We start from the raw sequence: 24,689 nt of genomic DNA, 5'->3' as shown, positions 1-24,689 counted from the left end.
AGGACTTTGCATGATAGCCTGCGTCTCGTTTCTGAACAACTAGCCTTTAATCGCTTTGGCGATCATCTCGGCGAAATAGATTGCGCCTTGCTTGCCTAAATGGACGCCGTCCTTATTGAACAATTGTTCCTTGTCCTTGCTTGCCGAATACCAATCAATCAGCGATACATTATCGTATTTCTCGGCAGCTTCTGCGAGCGTCTTGTTCACATCATCCTGCCACTCGCGAGGCACGCGTGTATTAATGAGCATAATACGGCGTTCCGAACCGATGGAGTCCAGCAAAGCGTTCAACACCTTCGGCTTGAATGAACCATTCGTTCCTAGCTCAAGAATGACGATATCACCTAGTCTGCCGCTTTGGATGAAAGCATCGATGACCTCGGATGCATGCGCCATTTGTCTACCGACCTTGCCATCCACCGTTAAGTTAGGGAATTGCTTCTCCAAATAAGGTGCAGCATTCAGAATAACCGAGTCGCCAATAATCGTAATATCGTCCTTCACAACCTGCTCCTGCTGAGAACCGTTCGGCGTAGTCGTCGGCTGTGTTAGCGGCGGAGCTTCAGTAGCTGGATGATCCGAAGGGTCTGTTGCATCCGGCTTCGGTGTGCTTGTAGGCTTCGTCGTCGGTATCGGCTTCTCCGTAGCCTGCTCCGCAGGAGGTTTGCTTGTGGGCTCAGGCTTGTAACCGGCATGCGTTCCGTCTCCCGGCTCATTGGGCGGCATGCTAGGCGTCGGCGTATTGACTACTTCGCTGTAAGGCGGTTCTGGTATCGAGCCAGCAGGCAGTGCAGCCTCATGCAGCAGCTCTGCGTGACTAGCGTAGGATACCGACACCGTCACTAACAACGCGGTAGGCAGTAACATCATCATTTTGCGAAAGTTAAAGCTTAGCAGCATCGCGTTGCTTCTGAGCTCAGCGAACAGCTTCGTTAGCGCACCTCTGCGAATCGGCTCTTCGATATAACGCCATGACAATTCGGCAATTGCCAGTGTTGCTGCTACCTGGAGCAACGCTCTTACCGCGTGGAATTCCCCGAATTGCGCTTGCGGCGTACTAAGTACGATAATCGGATAATGGTAGAGATAAATGCCGTAGGAACGCACGCCAAGCCACCTCAGCGGCTTAAATCCTATAAGATTGCCGAGCTTCACGGCAGGATGCACGATTGCGGCCACAATGGCCGCTGTCGCTACGGAAGCGACAACCATACCGCCTTGATATAAGAAAGAATCATATTCTTTCGTCATTACAATCATCGCGATCATAATACCGAGTCCGATCGAACCAAGCGTATTCAGAGCGACCCGCGATCTCAAGGAAATGTTGGCCGCAAGTCTTCGGCTGGGCCATACAATTGCAAGCGATGCGCCGATCAGCAGCGAGAACGCTCTTGTGTCCGTTCCGTAATATACACGGCTAGGATCTTCGCCCGGTGAGTAAAGCAGCGTCATCAGACAAGCCGATATAGCTGTTGCAGCGATCGTCCACGATAGCAGTTGACCGCGCATGCGCGCGATATGCAGCCCCCCTAACAGCAAAAGAGGCCATATGAGATAAAATTGCTCTTCTACCGCCAATGACCAGAAATGACCAAGCGGTGATGGAGGTCCAAAAGATTCAAAGTACGATACATCGTGAAAGATCAGCCACCAATTGCTTATATAGAGCAGCGCCGAGCCAATATCTCCTCCAATGGAGTAAAGCCTGCCCGTATCGGTTAAAAATAACCATAGTGACACTAAGGCGAGCATAATGAACATAGCCGGGAGCAATCTGCGCGCTCTTCGAAACCAGAAGGTTTTGAAATCAATTCGTTTGTGCTCGGACCACTGCGCAAGCAGCAGATCCGTAATGAGATAGCCGGATAAGACGAAAAACATCGTTACTCCTAACAAACCGCCAGGTGTCCAATCAAAGCTTACATGGTAAGCGATTACCGCAAGAACGGCGATCGCTCGAAGGCCGTCAAGGCCAGGGATATAACGGGAGCTGTTACCGATTGGTTTAGGCATGATGGTCATTTCCTTTCTTTAAAGGAACGCCATAATGACTTCTCTTTCTTCTTGATGTGTGTGTTGCTCTCCTGCTTCGGCGGTTGTCGTACATGGTGCACAGCCCTTTCTAGTTGCTTCTTGTTTATAGGGTTAATTATATAGCTCATTTATGAAAATGTCGTTACAGAAGAGTAACAAAAAAACGCATATTTGCCGCCGGCAAAGTCATACCCATTAATCCATATGTATGCGCAACGAAAAAAAGCATGCTTACGCCGAAAATGATCGACATAGACATGCTTTTTGTCGCCGTTCAGATGGCAGCTGCAGCTCTCTTTCGCGGAGCTAACCCGTAGACGGGCTGTTAGGCACATGCCCCTTCTGATTTCGGTTCTCGTCCGTCGATGCCGCGACACTATCCTCCGCTTGCTTCGACTTAGCCGCCAGTGCTTGCTGCTCGCCCTGGAAAGAGCGATGTTTATTTCGAGCCATCGTGCAGACCTCCTCGATCTCGATTCGCATGTATGCATATATGGACGTAATTACGTACGCAAGAGCATGCGATCCAGCCTAGAATTCCCGATACGGCTCTTTATTAATCACGAGACCCTAAGGTTACCTTAATCCCATGGATGTGTAACCGTTAGGAAATCCGCCAGCTTCTTGCTCTCTTCGCGGCGCATTTTGCGCATGTCCGCGCGTTGCGGCGCAGTCTCGTAAAGCTTCTTTTCTTCCTCGGTCTCCGGTGTTACGCCCGGTACCGGGACTGGCTTTCGATCCGCATTCAGCGCAACGAAGGTTAGGAAGGAAGTAGCCGCTATGATTCGATCGCCGCTAAGCAAATCCTCCTTGATGACCTTGACGAACACCTCGACGGAAGATCGGCCCGTCCACGTCACGAACGCTTCCAGACATACGGAGTCGGATGGACGAATCGGATGCAGGAAGTCAACCGAATCGGTTGATGCCGTTACGACGGAACGTCTGCAATGTTTCGTTGCCGCAATCGAAGCAATATCGTCGATATAAGCCATCAGTTTGCCGCCGAACAGCGTGTTGTGGTTGTTGACGTCAGTCGGAAATACGCGAGCGGTTTTGAAGCATTTCGATTCTCTAGAAAAACGTTGTTCCATCTTTATCTTTCCCCTCTACTATATACGGACAGCAATTGCTGTATCGCTCTCTCTGAATCCACCTCTACGCAGATCTCGACCGCCCGCCCCACCGTTGGCTTCACGCGTCGATCGGTTATAATCATCCCTGCCGTCAGGCCGCTGCCGCAATCGATAACGGCTGGCAGCGTCTGAACTTGAACAAGCGATGGATTCAGCGCAACGAGAACTGCGAGAGGATCATGCATCGGGCATTCACCCAAGAAGTTGTTGGACTTATGGTAGAAATCGAAATAAACCTCCATCGATTCCGTTAGAAACTTAACGAGCGGCTGTCTCTCTTCTGACGCATTCTGCGATAAGTAGGCCAGATGCGATCGGGATAGTCTTGTCTTCTGCGTTACATCAAGACCAACGACAGTAAGCGGCACGCTTGATTCGAATACAAGGGCTGCCGCTTCCGGATCGCCGTGCAGATTCGCTTCACTGACCGGCGTCGCATTGCCCGGCGCGAATACCGTACCGCCCATGACGAACACTCGCTTCAGCTTGTCCGCCACTGACGGATCTTTCATCAGCGCAAGCGCCAGGTTAGTCAGTCTTCCGACCGTAACGAGCGTCAGCTCGCCCGGATTCTCGGATGCCATGCGGATGATGAAGTCAGCCGCTGATTCCTCGAGCAGCTTCTGAGGCGATTTCGGAATGTCCGCATCGCCAATGCCGTTATGTCCGTGAATATGAGGAACAACTCCTTTGAAAGCACGCTTTAATGGAGCTGCCGCGCCTGCTGCAACCGGAACTTCATAGCCGCAATTGGCGAGCCTGATGACTCGCAGCGTATTTTCCGTCGCTTGCTCCATGTCGATATTGCCGAATCCCGTCGTAATGCCCTCCACCTTAATGTCTGGCGAGAGCAGTGCAAACAATATAGCTGCAGCGTCATCGACGCCTGTATCTACATCTAATATCATACGTAATGGATTGCTCATGTCATAAAACCTCCCTCGTGTACGTCCATTGTAATCGATAGAGGCGAATGTTGCCAAAAACTTTTTATGGAGTTCTCCCGTCTCCATGTCCGTCGCATTATCCGAAGAAATAGCTGATATAGATCATAACGAGCAATCCGATAATGAACGAATACGTAGCCGATCGCTCATAACCGTGCCCGTGTGTCTCTGGTATAAGCTCCTTGTAGACAATGAACAGCATCGCACCGGAAGCAAAGGCCAGTCCATAGCCGATTAATTCTTGTATGTAGCTTGCCGTGAAGTAACCGACGATAGCCGATACGACCTCCATTAAGCCGGTCAGCGTAACAAGAAGCATCAGCTTCAGCTTACTTACCTTCGAATGGATCAGGAATATGGCGAGAACAAGCCCTTCCGGCATATTCTGAGCTCCGATAGCGATTGCAACCATCGGTCCTAAGCCGGCATTTTCGCTGGCATAGCTGAATCCTGTGCTTAACCCTTCCGGAATGTTATGGATGAACAGCGCAATGATGACAAGTAGCGACTTGGAATCAAACGAGGAAATGCCCCGTTCATTCTCGACATCAATATGCGGAATGTTCTTCTCCAATAGATCGAGCGCTATAATACCGATCAGCAATCCGATCGTGAGAGGGATAATGCCGGATTCATTCAACGCCTGCGGCATTAATCCGAATGTTGATGCGGACACCATGATGCCCGCGGTAAAAGCGATGAGCACGTCCTTCCATCTCTCGGACAAGCTCTTCACGAACAGCAATGGTACGGCGCCAAGCACCGTTGCCATTGCTGATATAAAACTGCCTATAAGTGCCGCTGTCATGTTGTTTATGGATTCTCCTTGTCGCCCGTTAGGTATGCATTCCGCTCCCGCTGCCCGTAGCGCTATTCGCAGGAGCAGTGTCGGCCTGATCTTTCCGGATTTGCTCCAGCAGTGCCTCTACCTCTTTTCTTGACTTGGCGATTATAATCGTTTTCTCGCCTTCGATAGCTTCAAGCTTCCTGAGTATCGTCGGCCGGTTTCGTTTCCTATAGTTCCATACCCAGACGATGAACGACCAATCCAGCTTCTCCGGGCATTGCTCGTTCAGATCGGGTCTCGTACGCCCTTGATATTGCATTCTGCGCTTAATTATACGATACATACATAATAATCGAGGTGCATCGAGAAAAATTACGGTATCTGCTCGAGAAATGCGCAAATCGAGCGTGCGAGAGTAATTGCCGTCCATTATCCAAGCCTCTTGCTCGGCGAACGACTTTACAACCACATCCCACTCGTCATTAGGAGTCGCTACCCAATTCGGCTGCCAATAATAGCGATCAAGATGAATGACAGGCACCTCAATGAGCTGGCTTAGCTTCCTGGACAAGGTCGACTTGCCAGCGCCCGCTGAGCCGATAATCAGCACTCTCTTCATCGCTTATTCAGCCCTTCGCGGACTAAGTCTAAGAAATTAGAACGATGCTCGCTGCGGCATGCGATTAAGTAAGGTCTACCGCCCGTCCCAGTGAAGGGGTTTCCCTCATAGTCCATGACGATGCCTCCGGCTTCTTGCACGATGAGGAGCCCCGAATACAGATCTTCGCCTTCGGAATTGTAAACGATAATGCCGTCCAAATCCCCTCTAGCCAGCATCGTCCATTGCAGAGTCGGCGCCCATAACCGCATCATTCTACGCGATGACGCATCAATATGGTGACGAAGCTTGGCTGCTGTTTCATCATGCTGCACCTGATGGCCTTGGATCCAGCCCACTCTAGCTTTCGCAAGCGCTCCCCGCTCCCCGATCGCTACTCGAATGCCATTACAAGTCGCTCCCTCACCTGTCTCTGCTACGTATAACCGTTCTGTCATCGGCTCAAAGATAACAGCAAGTACCGGGGTGTCGCGCTGAACAAGCGTAATCGAAACCGCAAATAACGGTAAGCCGACCGCGTAATTATTCGTCCCGTCTAGCGGATCGACCAGCCATGTCCATTCGCTTGAAGAGGCAATCTCGCCTGCTTCCTCCGACTGAATGCGATGTCCGGGAAATACCGATTGAATTTTATGTAAAATAATAGCTTCGGCCAAATGATCCGCTTCTGTTACCAGATCGCCGTGCTCATCCTTCTCGCGAACCTGATTCAGCATTCCGAATCGCTCTCGAATGACCCGACCTGCTTCATAGGCCGATGATATGGCGACCTCTCTTGCAATACGAACGACTTGCTGCTCCATCATCGCACCTCCACGACTTACTGACTGAGATTACATTGTATATTCAGAAACACCGATCGTATACATGAATTTCTTTTTAAGGATCATCTCATTGCGTTTGCACGGTATAAAAGTGCAGCTTATTACCTGACGGATCAGTGAGGCTCACTTGATTCCAATGGCTATCGAAGCCCGGCCGGGCGAACTTAAAGGTTTTGGCGAGCAAATGCTCTTGTAGCCGCTTAGCATCTTCAACCTCTACCCGAATCGCGCTGCCCGGATTACAATCTCCGAAGTGCTCCGATAGATGAACAATACAATCATCCTTCGATAGCTGCATATAGAGCGGCATATCCGGCTCAAATCGATGCTCCCAGTCCACCGTAAATTCCAGAAAGTCGATATAAAACTGTTTCGTTAGCGCTTCATCAAAAAAACGTAAAATAGGCACTACTCTCTTCACGGTACGCCTCCTTAATAGTCAAAGATTTATCGCTGCGACCACGAAGCTCGAACATACCCGATTCGCATGCCGACCTTCTCCATATTACGATGACTTGACGATAAGAAGCCGCATTGTGCAACAGCTAGCTCGCAGCCTTGCTGCGCCGCATAATGAATGCGCTCTCGCAACAATCGGCTTTGCAGACCTCTCCTTCGATAGTCGGGAAGTGTCGCGGCAAAGGTGAAGGATGCGATGCGATTGCTAACATGCATGACGCCGACAGCAGCAGGCTCATTATCGATTGTTGCAATATAGAACGACCAACCCGGGCGATCATACAGCACCTTGTTATTACGTGCGACATGCGGTATGCCGTCATTGGACAGCCCTGTCGACAGACAGTGGATACGCGCATACGTTTCGAATTCATCCGACTCAATCATCCGGATTCGAAGCGAGTCCTCATCTGCAAAAATTTGCGGAACAGGAGTCACATACATTGAAGTATGGAAGCCGGATTGATAGAATCCGCGTTCCGCCAGCGCGCCTAGCAGCGACTGATCGACGAGTGACGGGATTATTTCAAAATGAGCTTTACGGCCTCGCGCTTGATAGAAGTCAATGATCGAATCCAGATGTTCCTGATCTGCGCTTCGCAGTCCTTTAACCGTGTTGAAGCTTGGCCAAGGCATCGTCTCGCTGTAGTAACAGGTTGCATTCCCAGCTTGCCGCAACTCGATCCCTTCCGGATTGCCCAGCCTTTGCTGAACGGCAAGCATTCGGTCGGTCATGTAATCCGTCTCCGACTGAACGATACGAGCAATTAAATGGTCCGATAGCCGTTGCTCTTCCATTTGCGAGTTAGCCCTCCTCAGCCTCCGACTTTGCCTCAACCGAAAGTTTTACTTCGGCTATACGAAGACGCTGCTGGGCGAACGTATGGAAACGTTGGAACTCCGCATCGTCCTTGAACACATTCCGTAATATTTTGTGCGTATCGACATTGTCTCGCCGAACCATTCGGAAGCTGTTCTCGTCCACGGTAATTTCCTTGTAATGCTCCCATTCTTTGAAGCCGCTTTCCTTATTTGTTGTCATCTCCACGCCTTCGTGCGAGTAATTCATGCGCACCTCGCCATGTTTTCTCATTCGGAGATAGAAGAAGAGCGGAACAAGTCCCAATGATACGATCAACTTGAGTCCGAAGTAAATCGATATGAGCCAGCACACCAGGCTAATCGTAATTAATATTTCTTTCGTGTTCACCGCAAGCAGAATACCGCAAACCGTAATGATTGCATTGCCCAAGACGCGATAAGGATGTTTGCCGAACAAGTCTGACCATATTTGCTTAAAACAGCCTGATAACGTATATCGGTATTGGATAGAAAATGTGGGATTCGTCAAAGCTGCTGCACCTCTCCTATGTTTCATATAAAATGCCGTACTATCGCTTTGCCAGCAAGCTTTCAACGACAGCCTGCACTCGCCTGGCACGTGTATTAACCTTCTTCGCATCCTCGATCAGCTGAACCGCGTCCCTCTGCTTCGAGGACGATAGCTTATTACGGAACGCATCTTCCAGCCCGCTGCCACGAAGCGCCGCCATAAGATCCGCCGGAAGGTCGACCATACGCGGTGCATCGTCTGGATAGATAACGACATTCACCATATCTCCTGCCGCTAGACCAACCTTGCTGCGGACTACCTTAGGTATGCCGAGACAATGGCAATCCATGCCCATTTTCACAAGCGAACCTCTGTACTCGGTTCCATCCCGGAACACAGCCTTCACTTTCACTTGTCCCATCGTATTAAACTCCTTATATACATCGTACGGGAATTCGATATAGGCGGCATCCATGCCATCATGCTTAAGCAGCTCCGCTTGCACCTCATAGGATTTCAATGGGCACTCCTCCTCATTTTATAAAGTCACGGCCGTTCAGGGCTGCATGTTCCGAGTCAATATAATCGTACGATTAATTATAGCAACAATACCGAATATAATCGCGAATGTCGCATGACCCAAGTCGAACAGTGCAGCGATTGCCAGGCCGAAGATGATCGTTTCCACCGCTAATACGCCGTAGAGCGGCAGCTTGACTGTCGCCTTCGGCGATATGATCTTCCCCCAGGCATAAGCCGCGCTCACCGGAACGCCAAGTCCAACGATTAGATTAAGCCACAATGGTGCTTCGAGATGAAATCCCCAGTAGCATAAGGCAATCATAATCACGATTTCCAACAGAAACCGCAACGATAGATTCAAGACTCGAAACATAACGCCCCTCCTTACGTCTGCTCATACAAATCCCCCTACACCTTACAGGCTATAGAGGGACTGACGTTACCTATACAATCTTGACTATCGATTAGCGCAATAGGCAACCACTTCGTCATAAGACAAGCTGCCGCCGAAAATATCTAACGCGCTTCCAATCGTAAGATCGATCTTGCCCGCTGACAAGGAAGCGAACAGCTCCAGATCGGCAAACGATCTAACGCCGCCTGCATAAGTCGTCGTAATCGAAACCCATTCGGCGAGCGACTTCACCAAGCTTTGTTGGAAACCTTGCTGTTTGCCTTCCACATCAACGGCATGAATGAGAAACTCGTCGCAATATTGCTCCAAATACGCGATATTGTCTGGATTGACCTCGAAGTCAGTGAACTGCTTCCACTGATTGCTGACGACGAACCACTTGCCATCTTTTTCCTTGCAGCTGAGATCGATAACGAGACGTTCTTTGCCGACAGCAGCCAGCATGTTGTCGAGGTTATCCTTGTCCAGCTTGCCGTCTCGGAATATATACGATGTAACAATAACATGCGATGCGCCTTGATCCAAGTAATGCTGCGCGTTCTCGGCGTTAATGCCGCCGCCGATCTGCATGCCGTTCGGATACTCGTTCAATGCGCGTATCGCTGCTTCTGTATTGCCGCCGCCAAGCATAATAACATGGCCGCCAGTCAGCTTGTCCCGCTTGAACAGCGAGGCGTAATAAGCGGAGTCATGCGTAGATACGAAGTTCTCAATGATGCCTTCTTGATCGGCATGAAGCGTTTCCCCTACAATTTGTTTCACTTTACCGTCATGAAGATCGATACATGGCTTGAATTTCAAGAGCTGTCTCCACCATTTCCTGTATGTAGTCTAGTCGCCCAGATGGCATAACCATTTTGTTTTCATTTTACTTCAGATCGCTCATTATGGAAAGAATGAACCTAGCAATTAAGCAAGTCGGCCGTTCCATGATTGATACCAGCGAGGAATTATGTTTGCGAATTGATCGTGATCCGCGGCTACTCTTTCTACTTTTGCCATCATGATCTTCATCTCTTCCGGCTTAACCTTCATAATCCATACAATAGAAGAGATCGTACACATGGCAACATATAGCGCGTAAAGCTGCCAAAAAGTTTCGCTTGGCTCATTCAAGTTATGATAACCTTTGATCTGACCAATGGAGAACGGAATACTCACTTCTGCGCTGAAAAATCCTGTCTTCAAAAACTCATGCACAGGATCGCCCCAATCCATGCGGTTAAAGTCGATCGCTCCTGCAAAAGCTTTATTGCGCACGATTAAGTTAGCCGTATGATAATCGTCATGCTGGAACAGATTTGGACGATTGTTCATCCAATGAAGATGCTCCTCGATAAACGACAATATCGCAGAATCACCAGCAATTCGCACTCCGCAATTTCTGTATTGCTCCACATATCGGAGGTGCTTAGCTACCTTTCGGCTATACCAGTCCTCCACCTTATTGTCGGCCTTCAACTGATGTATTAGCTGCAGTTGTCGCCCCGCTTCCAGTCCGATCTCATATTGCTCCTCGTCTGAAAAGCGAGGCAGCATGTCGGAAGCATCTTCACCTTCCACATAAGTTAATACCATATACCCTAGCGCGATACCCGTCATCCGTCCGATCTCTATTGCTTGCGAGCATTTCACGCCAAGCGTCTCCAACTGCTTCAGCACTTCGTATTCGGCTTGCTTCTGATCCAATTCGCTGAGGCTGAAGCATTTTAGGAAGAAACGATTATCCGGTTTGCTGACAATAAACTTCATATCTCCCGAGTAGCCTTTATACACTTGCTCGATTACGGTGTATCCTCTCAAACTTTGTATATCTCGATTAATCCAATCCTGTACTTGGGTCGTTTGCATAGCTATCCCCCTTCCTTAATCCAAGCTACTTAAACCTCGCGTCGAAAGCGCCCTGATCTCCATGAAACACATTGATATCTACATACGCATCTATTCCATCCACTCTGCCGCGATTGCAATATTGCCAAAACAGCCAATCGCGATCGCCTTTCAAAGATGGAGGCTTAAGGATATCGCGTATCCAAATATCGTAATCCTCAAAGCCAGAGGATACATATTTGTTATACGTATCATACGTAACATAAAGAATCGGTTTTTTGGAATAATAGGTTTCGACACTGTTACTGAACAGCTTAAGTTCCCGCTGAATCTGTTCTACCGGATGATCTAATGCTATTTCCAGATCGATAACGGGCGTCAATGACTGCTCTTCCTTAGGAACGTTGCTAATGAATAACTTGGCTTGCTCCTCGCCAGTACTTCGGGCAGAGAAGAAGTGATAGGCTCCCGTCATAATCCCGGCTTTCTTCGCTTCCTCCCAATTACTCTTAAACGTATCGTCTACGTAGTCGTTACCTTCCGTTGCTTTCAAATACACGAATTGATATTTACCGCTTGAAGCCACTTTCTTCCAATCGACTTCCCCTTGATAATGCGACGCATCAAGGCCGCGAATCTCGTAGCCGGATGCGAATAGACTCGTATGCCATATGTAGCCCTTATATTCTAGGAAAGCTAGAACTGCAGCTGCTGCCATCGCAATAAGAGCGATCTTTTTGAGCTTCATCTATACACCAGCTCTCCGTTTCATCTCAGCCCTATTGCCAACGGCAGATCAAGGCTTCGCCTTCTCATATCTATAGAGCACGCCGTTATCCGGCTTCATCTTCATTCTCGGCTTTTGCAATCACGCTGCTTAGCACCAAAATAACTACTTAATCAAACCAGATTCAAATCTTGCACACAGATCTTTAATGTCGTTAATTCTAGCGAGAGAATCAATCCATTCGTTCGGCACCGCTTCTAGTCCGTAGTAAAGACCTGCCAGTCCCCCCGTTACCGCGCCTGTCGTATCCGTATCCTCGCCTAAGTTAATCGCCTTCATAACCGCTTCCCTGTAACTTCTAGTCGTTAGCAGACACCAGATCGATGCTTCCAATGTATGAATGACATACCCGCTGGACGCAATGTCGCTTTCACCGAGCAAGCGGAAATCGCCAAACAATAGTCGATCGAAAGGTTTTATATGAGGTTCAGTTCGATACTGTTCCACTATAACGGCTCTCGTAGCGGCCAGCGCTTCGTGCAATGAATGACCCTCCAGCAAATAAATGGCCATCTCCACGTAAAATTGACAAGCGATAATCGAAATCGGATGACGATGCGTAACCGAGGATACGTCAGCGACTGCTTTCATTCGTTCTTCCAAAGAAGCCTCTCGCATGAAAAAAGCCATCGGCAGAATGCGCATCAGCGATCCATTTCCGTTAGAAGATAGGTCGCTGCCTCCCGCAAGTAAAGGACTTATCTTATCTTTACGGACTCGAATAATAGCCGCTTTCGTTGCGTTACCGATATCGAACACTTCTCCATAAGGGGTCCAATAGCCTTCGAACAGCCACTTCGCGAATCGATTCGATAGATCATCGAGATCCACTTTCTTACGGCTCGCTAAGCTCTCCAATAGACAGAACGTCGTCGTGCTGTCGTCCGACCATGAGCCGGCAGGCAAATGATAAGTACCATAACCAATCATATCGACCACCGGGTTACTCGCTATCGTATCGCGATGCTTAAATTCAACAGGCACGCCTAATGCGTCGCCGAGACATAACCCGAGGATACCGTCCTTTACTTTGCTCATCTAGTTATTGCCTCCATTCGAAGATCATGTATGGCTATAGCTCAACCGGCAACCCTTGCGCATACATGTGAAGGGCATTCGTATGTCGATTCAGCACATCCATCGTTTTTGCGCTAGGTGTTGCGAATATAACCGGATAATCGATCTCCCCATATTGCGGGCGAATCGGAAATGCCAGCTTTTCCTCCTCCAAGCTGAACTCCGCCCCAATACCTTTCTTATTTCCGCGCGCATCCAGCCGGAACCAGCGTCCATGACTGCGCAAATATACCGCGTTAAGCGCATGGATGCAGTACCCTGTATCCGGTGTATCCCCTAACGTGAGCTTCTGATAGCAAAAGCCCGTTGGAATATCAACAGCTCTTAAGAGCGCAGCCAATAGATTCGACTTTGCGTAACAGATTCCTTCCTTGTATCTGAGCACCTCGGACGCCGTCTTCGTTATACGCTCGCTCTGAATGTCCCAGGTATGCGATATTTCGTCACGAACGAAACGGTATGCCGCATCAGTCATTTCAACTTCATTCATGCTCCGTTGGAAAAGCTTCTTCGCCAACATTTGAATTTCTTGATGACTGTAATCCACCTCATCCAGTTCAGCCAAATAATTCGCCATATGATTCGATTCAGCTATTAGCTTCATTGACTCACTTCCTCGCTCTTTTTTGTACACCCTTTAACCGCCGACTGCTTGCAAAACGCCTTTGTTATATTTATAATCATAGCTCAAGTTTTCGTCAGCTATATTCCCAAAGCGAATAAGCGGCGGCGACTGATCCATATTAAGCGTAGCAAAATCGCCAGGTTTTCTTCCCAACGCATCGACAACCGACGAGCTGATTTCAAGTCCTTCATCCTTAGCTCGAATAACGGTCAAATCCGGCCAAGACATATGCAAACCTGGGAACTCAATAATAAATTCCTCCATACCGTCGGCATCGAGATCCATGAAGCTGCCCGCTCCCCATCCCTCGAATGAAAGCAGCTTTGATTCAACCCTATCGAATACTACAAACAGATTACGCCCCGGTCCATTGGCAAACAAAGGCACGCTGCCGATTAGCTCATATCTCTCCTGACCGAAAAATAGCTTTTGGATAACACATAGTTCTGTGCAATGGCTCTGATCGGATTCCGTTATAGATTGAGATAACTCGCGAATGAGATACGTATGATCACCGACTTTGAGAAGTCCATTATAAATGGTAAACAGCGATTCGTCAGACTTCGATTCTTCGTAGACATCTAGTTGAAACGGCTTACCTTCTAACGATCCGAACGGAATCGATTGGATTTCCTTCCATCCTGGCGCAGTTTCAGTACTAGGCAGCTCGATTAGATCCAGTGGCTGGAAAGTAAGCGCAATCTGATCAGGCAAAGGTTGTATTACACTATCAACAGGTTTTGGCAATGTACGTAACCCGGAACATCCGAGTGTTCCGATCATGCAGCAACTAACCATTAGTCCACCGCATATCATTCTTTTTCCCCATCCGCCTATCATTTTCATTTTCATTTTCTATTCATAGCCTCCCTCAATAGGCGGAAGCTGCTTATAGGCTTCATTCGATTCTATCATTTCAATGATGAGCTGCGTAAGCTCTTGCATTTGTACAGCTTTAGAATCGTCGCCGAACCCGCCTATCCAGTCAATGAGAAGCTGCTTACCTTTCCACTGGATATCAAACTGGAACCCGCTAGAAGGCTCCATTACTTTACCCTCATTCATGCCTCTATAAGACTCGATATCCATCTGCTCCATTAGCTTGCGAATATCGTTTTTTTGCTCTCCTGTGAGTGTTAGATCGGTTGTAACAACACCATCCATCACTAAATCTTTCGTAAACGTGTTTTCGTTCGTATTCAGCTCATTTTTGTACATAACGCCATATTTCAGTATGAATTCAAGCGACTCCTCATGATCATTGTTCGAACAGCCGCCAAACATAAGGACTAGGCATATAAGTGCGGAAGTTTTACCAAAGAAGTTCCCATGAAGTGATCTCATCGCATATGCTCCAAGCAAACAGCTACAGATCTTTCCAATGAAGCTATAACTTCATCGAAAGTTAGAAGCTCAAGCCGCTGATCCATCGTCTCATCTTTTCTTTCAAAATCGCCATATAAATCATCAACCAACATGGGCAGCATCCGGTAATCGATCTCATCTATGTCGACTGGTGAAACGTCCAACTTTTGCAGCACTAGGCCGTAATGCTCAATAAGCATCCCATTCAACCGAACGAAATCCCGATAATAGCTCTCTTGCACGCGTTTCTTCTCTGGCTGCGGCAAATACTTGACTTTAGGATTATAAATATCCTCTACCCACACTCCATCCGATATAAGATGACAATAATAGCCAAGATAGAAGGGCAACTGCTGCTCCGACATATACTTTTGTCTGAATGCTCGTAAGTCGGACTTAACGATACCATCCGCATCCGTAAGTAGAAAATGAGATTCGCTCTTCGGCCCACCTGGAGGTTTATTGGCATCGGGAGCAATTCCACCAAGAAAAAACTGAGGGTCATTGATATCTAGCCGCTTGCTTAATATCGTTTGTATACAGTAATGCATCACTCTCGAACCCATCCTAACTTCCCCTCTCCTTACTCAATAATTGGAACCAAAACATCAACTTGACTACCGCTCATTGCGATCTTTCGTTTCACTTCACAACGTCTTGACGAAACGGTAGCCCGTTGTTTCAAAGCCTAGGTTTCGATAGAAGGCGCGCGCTCGCTCACGTTCCGGCTTTATGCCGCTAGTCAAATACAATGCGTTTGCGCCCTGTTCTCTGGACCAGTTCTCGGTATAAGCCATTAACTGTTTGCCAACACCTCGGCCTTGATATTCATGTTTCGTGACGAGCACATTAATATGTACGACAAATCCATCAGCCTCATAGTAAAACAATTTGCGAAAGCCAATCATGCCTACAACATGATCCGCAATCGTCGCAACGAATGTTTCGTTCTTGTTGCTTGTACCCAAACGGTCCATTCTCGATTTCATCTGTTCAGTCGTAGACGGATAACCCAGATCCAGCATTAACTCTGCTATTGCTTCCATATCTTCCGGTCGATAACGGCGTATTTGTACCAAATCTATAAATCCCCCTATGAATAATGGATACGATAGTCTAGTGTTCTAGCGCTGCATCAATAGGATACGAAAAGTGCGAGATCAAGTCATCATCCTTGTAAATTGTGCAATGCTCATAAATATGAGGGTCTTCCAATATCTTCGAAAGAAACAACGGAATGTTCGTAGCTACCCCATCATTGTCCTTGTGCAGAATCCAATCAATTGATTTCCAGTCCAATATTCCCTCATCCGTCTTAATCGGCGTATCGTAAACATACCCCTCATCCACCTCGGCAACGTACGTGTACATCCCGCCATATTCGCCGCCCATCTCCGATTTCCATGAAATAATGCCTTTAAAGTGCAGATTGACAGGTGATATGTCTGTCTCCTCCGCTAATTCACGAAGCATCGATTCCCTCGGCGATTCGCCTTGCTCAATCTTGCCGCCGATGCCGTTCCAGCAGCCCATCCAAGCCGGCTTTTCCCGGTTAAGCAGTAATATTTCGTTTCCTCGCTTAATGAAACATATGGTGTATGCCAACATAGATGTCCAACCTGACCTTTCGATGATGTCGTTAACGTTTAGGGTAGAATCTTCTTCATTTCACTAAAATGACCTAGTGCCGGTTCTCCTTCATTCAATCGTTCGTCCCAAGGCTGATCACCTCGGTACCAGATCGATTGAAGTCCTGCCAGGCGCGCTCCTATTACATCATTAACGGGATGGTCGCCCACATAGATTGCATCCGAAGGTTCTACGCCAAGCCTCTGCACGGCGATAGCGAAGATTTCAGGATCAGGCTTCTTCGTTTGCACTTCGTCCGATACGATGATCGCGTCAAAATAATGTCTTAATCCAGCGAAATCAATTTTCGCATTTTGTGAATGCACCGAGCCGTTCGTAATAAGTCCCAGCTTCAAGCCGTTAGCTCTTACCAAATCCAGTGCTTCAATGGCGCCATCCATTACTTCGGTGCAGCGGAAAAACTCCGAAAACCAATAAGCGAGCAGCAATTCTGGCGTAACGCCCTCCTTCCATCGGTATGCGTTATACAATTCCGCATAAAGCTCTCTTTTGCCCCGATACCCCTCACGATCCGCAATTCGTATCTCTTCTATGATGACTTGTTTGTCCGATTCAAGCTCAATAATCATATAATCGTCTATCAACCGCTCTGTAAATCTACGAAAAGCAAGTCTACGGTCCAACAGCGTATTGTCCAAATCAAATATAATCGCTTTCATGTTCAATACATCCCCCCTCCTAACAATTTAAATTCACCAAGCAGGGTACAATAACCTTCCAAAATAGTGCAAACGTGCTAGCTATAATGGATTTCTGCAGGATAGACACCTCCTAAAAACCCCATCATACCGCTATACTGGATATTGGCATCAACTTTGCTCTCGATGGGCTGAATTGGAGCTTTATTATGAAAAGTTAGTGCAGAAATCCAATATAGCCTCTGAAAGCATTCTGAATTGGAAAAAGTTGATGCAATTATCCAACATAGGAATCCGCTTTACTCTAGCCCGCTTCCACTAACAGCTTCGTAGCCGCATCCTGCATGCTGATCCATTCCTCGGAGCCATCACCGGATAGATGCGCGTAATCAGCGTACACCTCCATCAGTAGCTGCTCGCCATAGTAATAGAACGTAAATTGTTCTAACCTGTCTCCAGCTTGAGCAGGCGGGTCTTTCAACCATACTCCCTCTGCCAACGGAGCTACTCGCGACTGCACCCGAAAAGGCGCGAACTGCACATAGCTATCCCCTCGCTTCACTGCGCCGCTCGAAGCCATTTTCGCCACTAACCCGTCATGCTTCAAGAAGTCAGGCTTAGGCATGAAAGCAACGCCTAACTGATGGACATTGCGATCCACCTCGAACAACAGCTCATTCGCTGCAGCCTGTATGACACCTCGATTGACAACCTGAACGGTATATTCCTGACCTTGTTCATAAAGCTCATATACGTACGAGCCAATGTCCGATTGATATCCGCTTGGGAAGTCTGAATCGCTGAGCGATCTTAAATGAAGCAGCGAACCTACGCTCGCTAGAAATAATGGATCGGTAATGGTAACGGCTTCTGCATCGCCAACAAATCTACTAACGACAACTTTGTCCCACTTGGTATCCGCTTGCAGCTTCTGGAGCCATTCATATTGTTGTATCGTTTGATCGAATGCGGATAAAGTCAATCCTGATGGTTCTGGTTCCAATACAATCTTCTTATCCAACTGCTGCTGCAACTCGCCAATCATACGATCCTTCTCTGCCAGCTTATCCTCAAAACGCTGTGCATTCGAACAACTCGCATACGTAATGAGCGAACATAGCAAAACAACTCCGCTAATCCGATAATAAACGGTTTTCATTCTACGACTTCCTTCCCCTTATTCGGTGCGAGGTTCTTCCTGTCGTGGTTCCTTACACCTATAGACTTTCAGGATAAATGATAAGTTGCAACGTTATCCAAATAAATCCATCGCAAAAATACAAAAAAGCCATGAGTGCCTGTCCCCAGACAATCATGACTTTCTAATCGCTAACACCTTAACGGATAGCCAGCTTCAACCCCAGCTCCGACAGCTCATGCTCGAATTGCTTCACAAGCTCGTCCTTTCGCTCAGCCTCTAGAAAAGCAGCCTTCACGCCATTCATGACTAACGCTGCAATATCGTTAAGCGACAGCCCACAATGCTCCATAAGCGCGGAATATTCCTTCGTTATCGTCGTATCCGACACCGTCATGTTATCGGTATTGACTGTGACGATAACGCCTTCTTGCATATATTTCAGAAGCGGATACGACGCCCAGCTCTGTACAGCCTTCGTCTGGATATTGCTAATCGGACACATCTCCAGCGGAATCTTTTTTTCCTTCACCAGCTCGATGACCGCCGGGTCTTCCTCCATCCGCACGCCATGGCCGATCCGCTCCGCGCCCAACTCTTCAATGGCTGCCCGCACATTGAATGCGCCTGCAGCCTCCCCTGCGTGGATCGTAATCGGCAGCTTAAGCGCCTTTGCCCTCTCGAAGAGCGTCGCGAAATGATGCGCAGGATAGGAGGCCTCGTCACCTGCGAGATCGACCGCAACAACTCCCTTCGTATAGAAGCGCGACGCTGCCTCGATAGCCTTCATGTTGTGATCGAAGGAATGGTTTCTCATACAGATGACGATCACTCTCGCTATTGTACCGAAAGCAGCTTCTCCCCTGCGTAATCCGTTCACCGTGCAGCGGATGGCATCTTCGATCGACAAGCCTTGATGCGTATGAAGCCAAGGAGCGAAACGGACCTCGATATAACGGACTTGCTGTTCCGCCGCTTGCTCCACTAACTCATAAGCGATCCGTTCGATCGCCTCCGCCGTCTGCATATACGGAAGCACAAAGCTGAACTTGCTCAAATATTGCGTCAGGCTTGCCGTATCGGGATCAGCTTGCATCAGAGCTAACAGCTCATCGTCGCTCTCAGGAAGCAATGAATGGGCTTCTGATCCCGCTAGCTCGCGAATCGTGGATGCCTTCACGCTACCATCAAGATGGACGTGCAGCTCTACCTTCGGCATTCGGCGCAGCGTATCATCGATCGAAGGTTCATCTGATTGGTTAATCTTATTCATCATCGAATCCCCCCTTTATTGCTCTATTCATACACATCTAGCGCTGCTTGTATACGTGAGCTTGCTTTACTTATTGGTGCGCGGTCGTCAGCTTCCGCGATAGGTGCTGAATCCCCCAGGGGCAACGAGCAGCGGCACATGATAGTGTCCCGTCTCGTCAGTTACTTTGAATCGAATTGGTATGGCATCGAAAATCGGATCGAACACGAGCGACAGATGCGGAGCGCTGCGGAAGTAATCGCCGGCCATGAACAGCAGCTCATACGTTCCGCGCTTCAATGCCTCCCCTTCCAGCAGCGGCTGAGTCACACGACCGTCACTATTCGTCTTGTACGTCCCGATCACAACCTTGTCGTATTCGTCCGTCTCCCCGTCGCCAAAGTAGGTTAATGTAAGGACAAGTCCTTCTACCGGCTTGCCGCCTGCCGTGTCCAGCACATGCGTTGAAATCCGTCCACCCATCTATCATTCGCTCCTTTATTCTCATAAGTCATCGCGTGTCATGGTGAAGCCTTGGAAGCCATATGGCGGCCGCGGCTCCGTATACACGCCAGCCGATGTCGGCGCAGCAGGCTCAACGATCGTCTCCCATGTCCGATTGTTCGATTCGAATCGAACCTCGGCTAATTGCGGGAACAGCGTCAATATTCGATGCCCGATTTTATAAATCAAATGCTGGATCGACGGTGTATTCTCTGCATGAAACACCGTGTGGGCGATATCATGCACCTGCTCAGCCGATACGTATCGGCCGCGGTCCCCATTAATCGCATTCGAGGCATCCTCATAAGTCCAATTGATCGTTAAAAAAATAAATAAAGGCCTGTCGAAGCTCTCCGGCAGCGTCGTGAATTCATCCCGCACGAAGCCGTAGAAGGAGCTGCCGTGCACCTTGATGAGCTGAATATGAGATAATGAGCTCTCATGCGCGATAAGCTCTACCGTCTCGCCATTGCGCTGCCATGTCATCGTCGCGATCCCATGCTCGTTGCGTGACCGGCGATAGACAAGCTCGCTCGGCGCGAAGCTCCCATCGCTGCCGCTTACGGTGACGGCATCGAACGGTAGCCGATCCGCGCTGATTTCAACCGCATCCAAATGCGTGTAACGCTCGAGAAACTTTTCGCTGATGAATGCGATAAGTCCTTCCGTCGTGCTTCCCTCGTATTCGGCTGTCTGCCGAAGAATGAAGTTTTTCATCGAGTCCGTCGCTACAACAAGCGCGTTATCCCCTTCCGTGAAGGAGGTGATCATCGACTCGCCGCTTACCGAGAACTTAATATTATGCGCGAAAATAACGTTGCTGCAGCCTGTGTACGTCGATTCAGGAATTGCGCTTACGGCGAGCGGAGAAGCGTAGGTGCGATAGCTCAGCACATCTCCTTTGCCATAATAAAGCGTTCTGCCGCCTCGAAGCTTCAACATCGTCATCCGTCCCTTCTCTAGCCCGTGATGAGATCCAGAATGCGGAATTTCGTTATTTTCTCGATTTCCGACAACGCCTGCGTCGTCTCTTCTTGCATGCTATGATGAATCCTCGACTCCATAGCCGTCAATATATGTTCCTTCGTCTTTCCGCGAACGGCCAGGATGAAAGGAAAGCCGAATTGCTCCACATATTTGCGGTTCAGCTCGGAGAACACCTCGAATTCCTCGCTAGTAAGCTGGTTAAGTCCTGCACCCTGCTGCTCTTTGGCCGAATACGGCGCAACCGCAAGCCGCGTGCCTAGATCGGGATGTGCGCGAAACAGTTCAATCAGTTGATCGTTCGACGCTTCTCTTACAACGTTAGCCATCGCTTCATGCAGCGCCTCCTTCGAGACGAACGGCCGCATCTCCCATGCCGAGCTTGCTATCCACGGGGAATGCTCGAAAATTTCTCCTAGCACAGCAACGAATGCTTGTCGATCAAGTTCGTTAATTTCATTTATCGTTGTCATATCCAGTACCCCTCGTGAACGGCAATAACGGACGATTCCACCTCAGGAATCGGTCCGATGACCTGAATTGGTTTGTTTCCTTGTGCAAAAACAACTCGACACGGCAGATCGAGCGTTGGATTCTGCTCGTTATCGCCGGTCAACTCGGCCAACTTTTTCTCCGAGATGCCGTAGACGACCGTACCGACATTGCCCCAATAAATCGAGCCCGAACACATCGCGCACGGCTCAACTGACGTATACAGCGTAAATTCCCATAACTCCGCCTTCGTGAACGCTTTGGACGCCGCAGCCATTAATGTTGTTTCTGCATGCCCGGTGCAATTGGATTCCGTAATTTCGATATTGCCTTGCTCGAGCACAATCTCGCCTTCTCGATTGACGAGCAAAGCACCAAACGGTGTATTGCCTGCCCCCCGGGCCATTGCCGATATTTCTACGCATCTCTGTAAATAAGGAATATGATTAATAGGATTGCTTCTATTCGTATGATTGTGACTCATGACGTATGACGTCTCCTTTCAGCTGCAAGCTTCACCGCTCTCCATATGCCCCCGTAACCGGTACATCGGCATATATTGCCTGAGAGCGCTTCGGCTATCTCATCATCATTTGGATCGGGATTGCTGTCTAATAATGCTTTTACCGAAATAATCATGCCAGGTGTGCAGTAGCCGCATTGGAAACCGCCTTCCTCTAGAAAGGCTTGTTGGATCGGATCTATGCCGCCGGCCGATACGCCTTCCACGGTTTCAATCGACTTGCCTTCGCACTGATAAGCCATCGTCAGACAAGAGTTGACAGCTTTGCCGTCTATAAGCACCATGCAAGCGCCGCAGCGCCCGATTTCGCAGGATCTTTTGGTACCCGTTAGCGCCAGGTCATCCCTCAAAATAGAGAGAAGCCTTCTAGCAGGCGCCGTATCTACTTCTGTTGCTGTGCCATTTAGCGTACATGCAAGCTTATAAGCCGTTGATGTTTCTGCTGCATTATTAAGTTCCGCCATGTTCACTTCACCGCCTTCTGCAAAAATGCCGGCTGCTCCTGCAAAAACGACGGCTGAACCGGAAGCTTCGTCACCCATTTGCCCGTCGCTGCGCGAATGGCCGACGCGATAGCAGGGGCAAGCGTTACGGAGCCTACTTCACCGATGCCGCGCGGCCCGTAAGTATCACCTTCCGGCAGCTGCTCAATGGCAACTACCTCCACTTCACCGCGCTGATCCGCAATCGTCGGCACGAGATACGTGTCAAGGTTGCGAGTCATATAATAACCTTTGTCCATAACGGCATCTTCGGTAAGCGTGAAGCCAAGCGCCATGCTGCTTCCGCCCTCGATCTGTCCGAGGAAACCTTGCGGATTGACGACCGGTCCTGCAGCAACTGCATGCAGTTGATTCAATACATTCACTCTGCCTGTTAACGTATTAACTTCGACTTTGACCGCTACGGCCGAGTACGTGTACATAAAGTGTGCGCCAACACGCTCCACCGGTGATGTCGGGAAGTGGAACGATGTCTCGCATTTGATCGGCTCGCCATCGAGCTGTGCAAGCTGCTCATAGGAGATAACCATAACTTCGCTGTCCTTCCTCATCACACCGCCTTCGCCCAATCGCAACTGATCCGCAGTTACATTCACCGATTGCGCTGCGCGTCCGAGGATCGCCTCCTCGAATGGAGCGCGCATGCGCTGCAAAGACTTCCACATCATCGCTGTCGCCCTCGACGCGGTCGTTGAACCGCTATCGGGCACGACATCCGTATCGCCGATGATAATGCGAATATCCCCGCCGGCGAAGCCGAATTGCTCGATCAGCATCAGTTCCAGCGAAGCGATCAGCCCTTGACCGAATTCCTCGTAGCCGAATACGGCTTCAATCTTGCCATCCTTCGCGAGCTGCAGACGCCCTCCCGCCGGATCGGGGATGCCAACGCCAAGTCCGGCGCCATGCATCGTGAAAGCCGCGCCGACGCCCGTCTTGATCCAAGGCGGTGCGTTAACAGCAGGAACCGCATCCTTTGTTTTCCATAGGTCGCTTCCTGCAATCACGTTCCACACCTGGTCCGCGCCATCTGTCTGCGCAATCGGCTGATTGAATGGACCGGCATCGCCCAGCTGTCTCATATTGAGCTTGCGGAACGTCCAGGAATCCATACCGAGCAGCTCCGCCAGCCGATCCAATTGGCCTTCCAAAGCGAAGATCGCCTGATTGCCGCCGAATCCTCTGAACTCTCCTGACATTCCATTATTCGTGAAAGCCGAGTATCCGTTCACATCCAAATGTTCATACACATAGGGGCCGATGACATGCTCAACGGCAAAGTTAAGCACCTCAGCGCCGAGCGTTGAATAAGGACCCGTATCGGCAACGATTCGCACTTCATGCGCGATCAGCTTGCCTTCCGCATTCGTGCCAGTCTTCATCGTTATTTTCATCGGGTGACGCTTCAATCCCGCTCGTACCGATTCCCACCTTGAATTGTGGAACTTTACCGGCATTCCTGTTCGGAGGGCTAGCAATGCGCCGTACGGCTGAACGTTCAGCTCGTCCTTGCCGCCGAAGGAACCGCCGATAGGACTCGATACGATGCGAATTTGCTGCTGCGGCATATCCAGGATGCGCGACAGCTGCATGCGATCCATGAAGCCGTGCTGCGTCGGCGCATATACCGTCAACCGTCCGTCCTCGCCAGGTATGAACAAGCCGCCCTCTGTTTCCATATAAGTGTGCATTTGTCTCGGCGTATAGTATGTCTCCTCCACAATGTGAACGCTTTGCTTGAATCCTTCAGCTAAGCTGCCTTTGCTATATCCAGCGTGATGAAGCAGATTGCCTTTATCGTGCAACTGAACGGTATCAGGAGCGAGCGCCGCTTCGGCATCATCCACGACGGGCAACAGCTCGTAATCCACATGAATAAGCGTTATGGCATATTCCGCCTCTTCCAATGAATCTGCGGCGACCGTCGCTACGGCATCTCCTACATAACGAACACGATCCTCGCACAGCACCGGTTGATCAGGATGCGCAATTCCGAATGCGTTAAGACCCGGCACATCCAAATAAGTAAGAACAGCCCGTACGCCTGGCGCTTGCTTCGCCGCTTCTGTATCTATCGATACAATGCGGGCGTGAGGGTGTTCGCTGCGAAGCACTAAACCATACAGCATCCCTTCTGCCGTCATATCCGTCAAATACGATAATTGTCCAGTTACTTTAGCGGGTCCGTCCGGCCTTATGCGCCAACGGCTTCCGCTTCCGTCTCGGTTTAACAGCATAT

The 24,689-nt window shown here is 49.2% G+C and carries 31 protein-coding genes; all 31 read right to left on the bottom strand.

What is annotated here, in order from left to right:
• Window positions 1-39 precede the first annotated feature (39 nt).
• Window positions 40-2,019 (bottom strand): acyltransferase family protein, encoded by a 1,980-nt coding sequence (locus tag AC0YN0_RS07745; RefSeq protein ID WP_475820689.1) that lies wholly within the window; start codon window positions 2,017-2,019, stop codon window positions 40-42.
• A gap of 327 nt (window positions 2,020-2,346) precedes the next feature.
• Complete coding sequence (locus AC0YN0_RS07740; RefSeq protein WP_337101221.1) at window positions 2,347-2,493, bottom strand: hypothetical protein; 147 nt, start codon at window positions 2,491-2,493, stop codon at window positions 2,347-2,349.
• Between the two features lie 128 nt (window positions 2,494-2,621).
• Window positions 2,622-3,134, bottom strand: a complete 513-nt coding sequence (locus AC0YN0_RS07735; RefSeq protein ID WP_337101222.1) for an acyl-CoA thioesterase — start codon at window positions 3,132-3,134, stop codon at window positions 2,622-2,624.
• 2 nt (window positions 3,135-3,136) lie between these two features.
• A complete protein-coding gene (locus tag AC0YN0_RS07730; RefSeq protein ID WP_475820688.1) occupies window positions 3,137-4,102 on the bottom strand; it encodes a nucleoside hydrolase in 966 nt (321 codons plus the stop codon).
• Between the two features lie 97 nt (window positions 4,103-4,199).
• Window positions 4,200-4,931, bottom strand: a complete 732-nt coding sequence (locus AC0YN0_RS07725) for a ZIP family metal transporter (RefSeq protein ID WP_475820687.1) — start codon at window positions 4,929-4,931, stop codon at window positions 4,200-4,202.
• 28 nt (window positions 4,932-4,959) lie between these two features.
• Window positions 4,960-5,529, bottom strand: coding sequence for a DNA topology modulation protein (locus AC0YN0_RS07720; RefSeq protein ID WP_475820686.1), 570 nt, complete (start codon window positions 5,527-5,529; stop codon window positions 4,960-4,962).
• A complete protein-coding gene (locus AC0YN0_RS07715; RefSeq protein ID WP_475820685.1) occupies window positions 5,526-6,335 on the bottom strand; it encodes an inositol monophosphatase family protein in 810 nt (269 codons plus the stop codon). Before AC0YN0_RS07715 ends, AC0YN0_RS07720 begins: the two co-directional genes overlap by 4 nt.
• Window positions 6,336-6,420: 85 nt before the next feature.
• Window positions 6,421-6,774, bottom strand: a complete 354-nt coding sequence (locus tag AC0YN0_RS07710; RefSeq protein WP_475820684.1) for a glyoxalase superfamily protein — start codon at window positions 6,772-6,774, stop codon at window positions 6,421-6,423.
• Between the two features lie 26 nt (window positions 6,775-6,800).
• Entirely contained in the window at window positions 6,801-7,610 is an 810-nt protein-coding gene (locus AC0YN0_RS07705) for a GNAT family N-acetyltransferase (RefSeq protein ID WP_475820683.1), read from the bottom strand.
• Between the two features lie 7 nt (window positions 7,611-7,617).
• Window positions 7,618-8,163 carry a hypothetical protein gene (locus tag AC0YN0_RS07700; RefSeq protein WP_475820682.1) on the bottom strand — a complete coding sequence of 182 codons (546 nt, stop codon included), beginning with the start codon at window positions 8,161-8,163 and terminating at the stop codon, window positions 7,618-7,620.
• Window positions 8,164-8,203: 40 nt separating this feature from the next.
• Window positions 8,204-8,665 carry a YdeI/OmpD-associated family protein gene (locus AC0YN0_RS07695; protein WP_475820681.1) on the bottom strand — a complete coding sequence of 154 codons (462 nt, stop codon included), beginning with the start codon at window positions 8,663-8,665 and terminating at the stop codon, window positions 8,204-8,206.
• A 36-nt stretch (window positions 8,666-8,701) separates the two neighbouring features.
• A complete protein-coding gene (locus AC0YN0_RS07690) occupies window positions 8,702-9,040 on the bottom strand; it encodes a YrdB family protein (protein ID WP_475820680.1) in 339 nt (112 codons plus the stop codon).
• Window positions 9,041-9,124: 84 nt separating this feature from the next.
• Window positions 9,125-9,883, bottom strand: coding sequence for a phosphoribosylformimino-5-aminoimidazole carboxamide ribotide isomerase (hisA, locus tag AC0YN0_RS07685; RefSeq protein ID WP_475820679.1), 759 nt, complete (start codon window positions 9,881-9,883; stop codon window positions 9,125-9,127).
• Between the two features lie 108 nt (window positions 9,884-9,991).
• Window positions 9,992-10,933 (bottom strand): aminoglycoside phosphotransferase family protein, encoded by a 942-nt coding sequence (locus tag AC0YN0_RS07680; RefSeq protein WP_475820678.1) that lies wholly within the window; start codon window positions 10,931-10,933, stop codon window positions 9,992-9,994.
• Window positions 10,934-10,958: 25 nt separating this feature from the next.
• Window positions 10,959-11,660, bottom strand: coding sequence for a GH25 family lysozyme (locus tag AC0YN0_RS07675; RefSeq protein WP_475820677.1), 702 nt, complete (start codon window positions 11,658-11,660; stop codon window positions 10,959-10,961).
• Window positions 11,661-11,804: 144 nt separating this feature from the next.
• Window positions 11,805-12,737, bottom strand: a complete 933-nt coding sequence (locus tag AC0YN0_RS07670) for an ADP-ribosylglycohydrolase family protein (protein WP_475820676.1) — start codon at window positions 12,735-12,737, stop codon at window positions 11,805-11,807.
• A gap of 34 nt (window positions 12,738-12,771) precedes the next feature.
• Window positions 12,772-13,380: a transglutaminase-like domain-containing protein gene (locus tag AC0YN0_RS07665; protein ID WP_475820675.1), complete on the bottom strand. Its 609-nt coding sequence runs from the start codon at window positions 13,378-13,380 to the stop codon at window positions 12,772-12,774.
• Between the two features lie 33 nt (window positions 13,381-13,413).
• On the bottom strand, window positions 13,414-14,253 hold the full coding sequence (locus AC0YN0_RS07660) for a hypothetical protein (protein ID WP_475820674.1): 840 nt from the start codon (window positions 14,251-14,253) through the stop codon (window positions 13,414-13,416).
• 3 nt (window positions 14,254-14,256) lie between these two features.
• On the bottom strand, window positions 14,257-14,745 hold the full coding sequence (locus tag AC0YN0_RS07655) for a hypothetical protein (protein WP_475820673.1): 489 nt from the start codon (window positions 14,743-14,745) through the stop codon (window positions 14,257-14,259).
• Entirely contained in the window at window positions 14,742-15,332 is a 591-nt protein-coding gene (locus AC0YN0_RS07650; RefSeq protein WP_475820672.1) for a zinc dependent phospholipase C family protein, read from the bottom strand. The genes AC0YN0_RS07655 and AC0YN0_RS07650 overlap by 4 nt, the downstream gene beginning before the upstream one ends.
• A gap of 81 nt (window positions 15,333-15,413) precedes the next feature.
• Window positions 15,414-15,845, bottom strand: a complete 432-nt coding sequence (locus AC0YN0_RS07645; RefSeq protein WP_475820671.1) for an N-acetyltransferase family protein — start codon at window positions 15,843-15,845, stop codon at window positions 15,414-15,416.
• Between the two features lie 37 nt (window positions 15,846-15,882).
• Complete coding sequence (locus tag AC0YN0_RS07640) at window positions 15,883-16,374, bottom strand: NUDIX hydrolase (protein ID WP_475820670.1); 492 nt, start codon at window positions 16,372-16,374, stop codon at window positions 15,883-15,885.
• 38 nt (window positions 16,375-16,412) lie between these two features.
• On the bottom strand, window positions 16,413-17,075 hold the full coding sequence (locus tag AC0YN0_RS07635; protein ID WP_475820923.1) for an HAD family hydrolase: 663 nt from the start codon (window positions 17,073-17,075) through the stop codon (window positions 16,413-16,415).
• 283 nt (window positions 17,076-17,358) lie between these two features.
• On the bottom strand, window positions 17,359-18,213 hold the full coding sequence (locus tag AC0YN0_RS07630) for a hypothetical protein (RefSeq protein WP_475820669.1): 855 nt from the start codon (window positions 18,211-18,213) through the stop codon (window positions 17,359-17,361).
• A gap of 178 nt (window positions 18,214-18,391) precedes the next feature.
• A complete protein-coding gene (gene add / locus AC0YN0_RS07625) occupies window positions 18,392-19,468 on the bottom strand; it encodes an adenosine deaminase (RefSeq protein ID WP_475820668.1) in 1,077 nt (358 codons plus the stop codon).
• Window positions 19,469-19,552: 84 nt separating this feature from the next.
• A complete protein-coding gene (uraH, locus tag AC0YN0_RS07620) occupies window positions 19,553-19,927 on the bottom strand; it encodes a hydroxyisourate hydrolase (RefSeq protein WP_475820667.1) in 375 nt (124 codons plus the stop codon).
• A gap of 21 nt (window positions 19,928-19,948) precedes the next feature.
• On the bottom strand, window positions 19,949-20,890 hold the full coding sequence (gene pucL / locus AC0YN0_RS07615) for a factor-independent urate hydroxylase (RefSeq protein WP_475820666.1): 942 nt from the start codon (window positions 20,888-20,890) through the stop codon (window positions 19,949-19,951).
• A 17-nt stretch (window positions 20,891-20,907) separates the two neighbouring features.
• Window positions 20,908-21,405, bottom strand: coding sequence for a 2-oxo-4-hydroxy-4-carboxy-5-ureidoimidazoline decarboxylase (gene uraD / locus AC0YN0_RS07610; RefSeq protein WP_442049096.1), 498 nt, complete (start codon window positions 21,403-21,405; stop codon window positions 20,908-20,910).
• Entirely contained in the window at window positions 21,402-21,908 is a 507-nt protein-coding gene (locus AC0YN0_RS07605; protein ID WP_475820665.1) for a nucleoside deaminase, read from the bottom strand. Before AC0YN0_RS07605 ends, uraD begins: the two co-directional genes overlap by 4 nt.
• The gene (locus AC0YN0_RS07600) at window positions 21,905-22,411 is read right to left on the bottom strand and encodes a (2Fe-2S)-binding protein (protein WP_475820664.1); all 507 of its coding nucleotides are present in this window, start codon (window positions 22,409-22,411) and stop codon (window positions 21,905-21,907) included. Before AC0YN0_RS07600 ends, AC0YN0_RS07605 begins: the two co-directional genes overlap by 4 nt.
• Before the next feature lie 2 nt (window positions 22,412-22,413).
• Window positions 22,414-24,687, bottom strand: a complete 2,274-nt coding sequence (pucD, locus tag AC0YN0_RS07595; RefSeq protein WP_475820663.1) for a xanthine dehydrogenase subunit D — start codon at window positions 24,685-24,687, stop codon at window positions 22,414-22,416.
• Window positions 24,688-24,689 lie beyond the last annotated feature (2 nt).

Source organism: Paenibacillus sp. J22P218 (genome assembly GCF_056269195.1).
The sequence above is the reverse complement of the archived record's forward strand: the minus strand, read 5'-3'. Positions and strand labels throughout refer to the sequence as shown.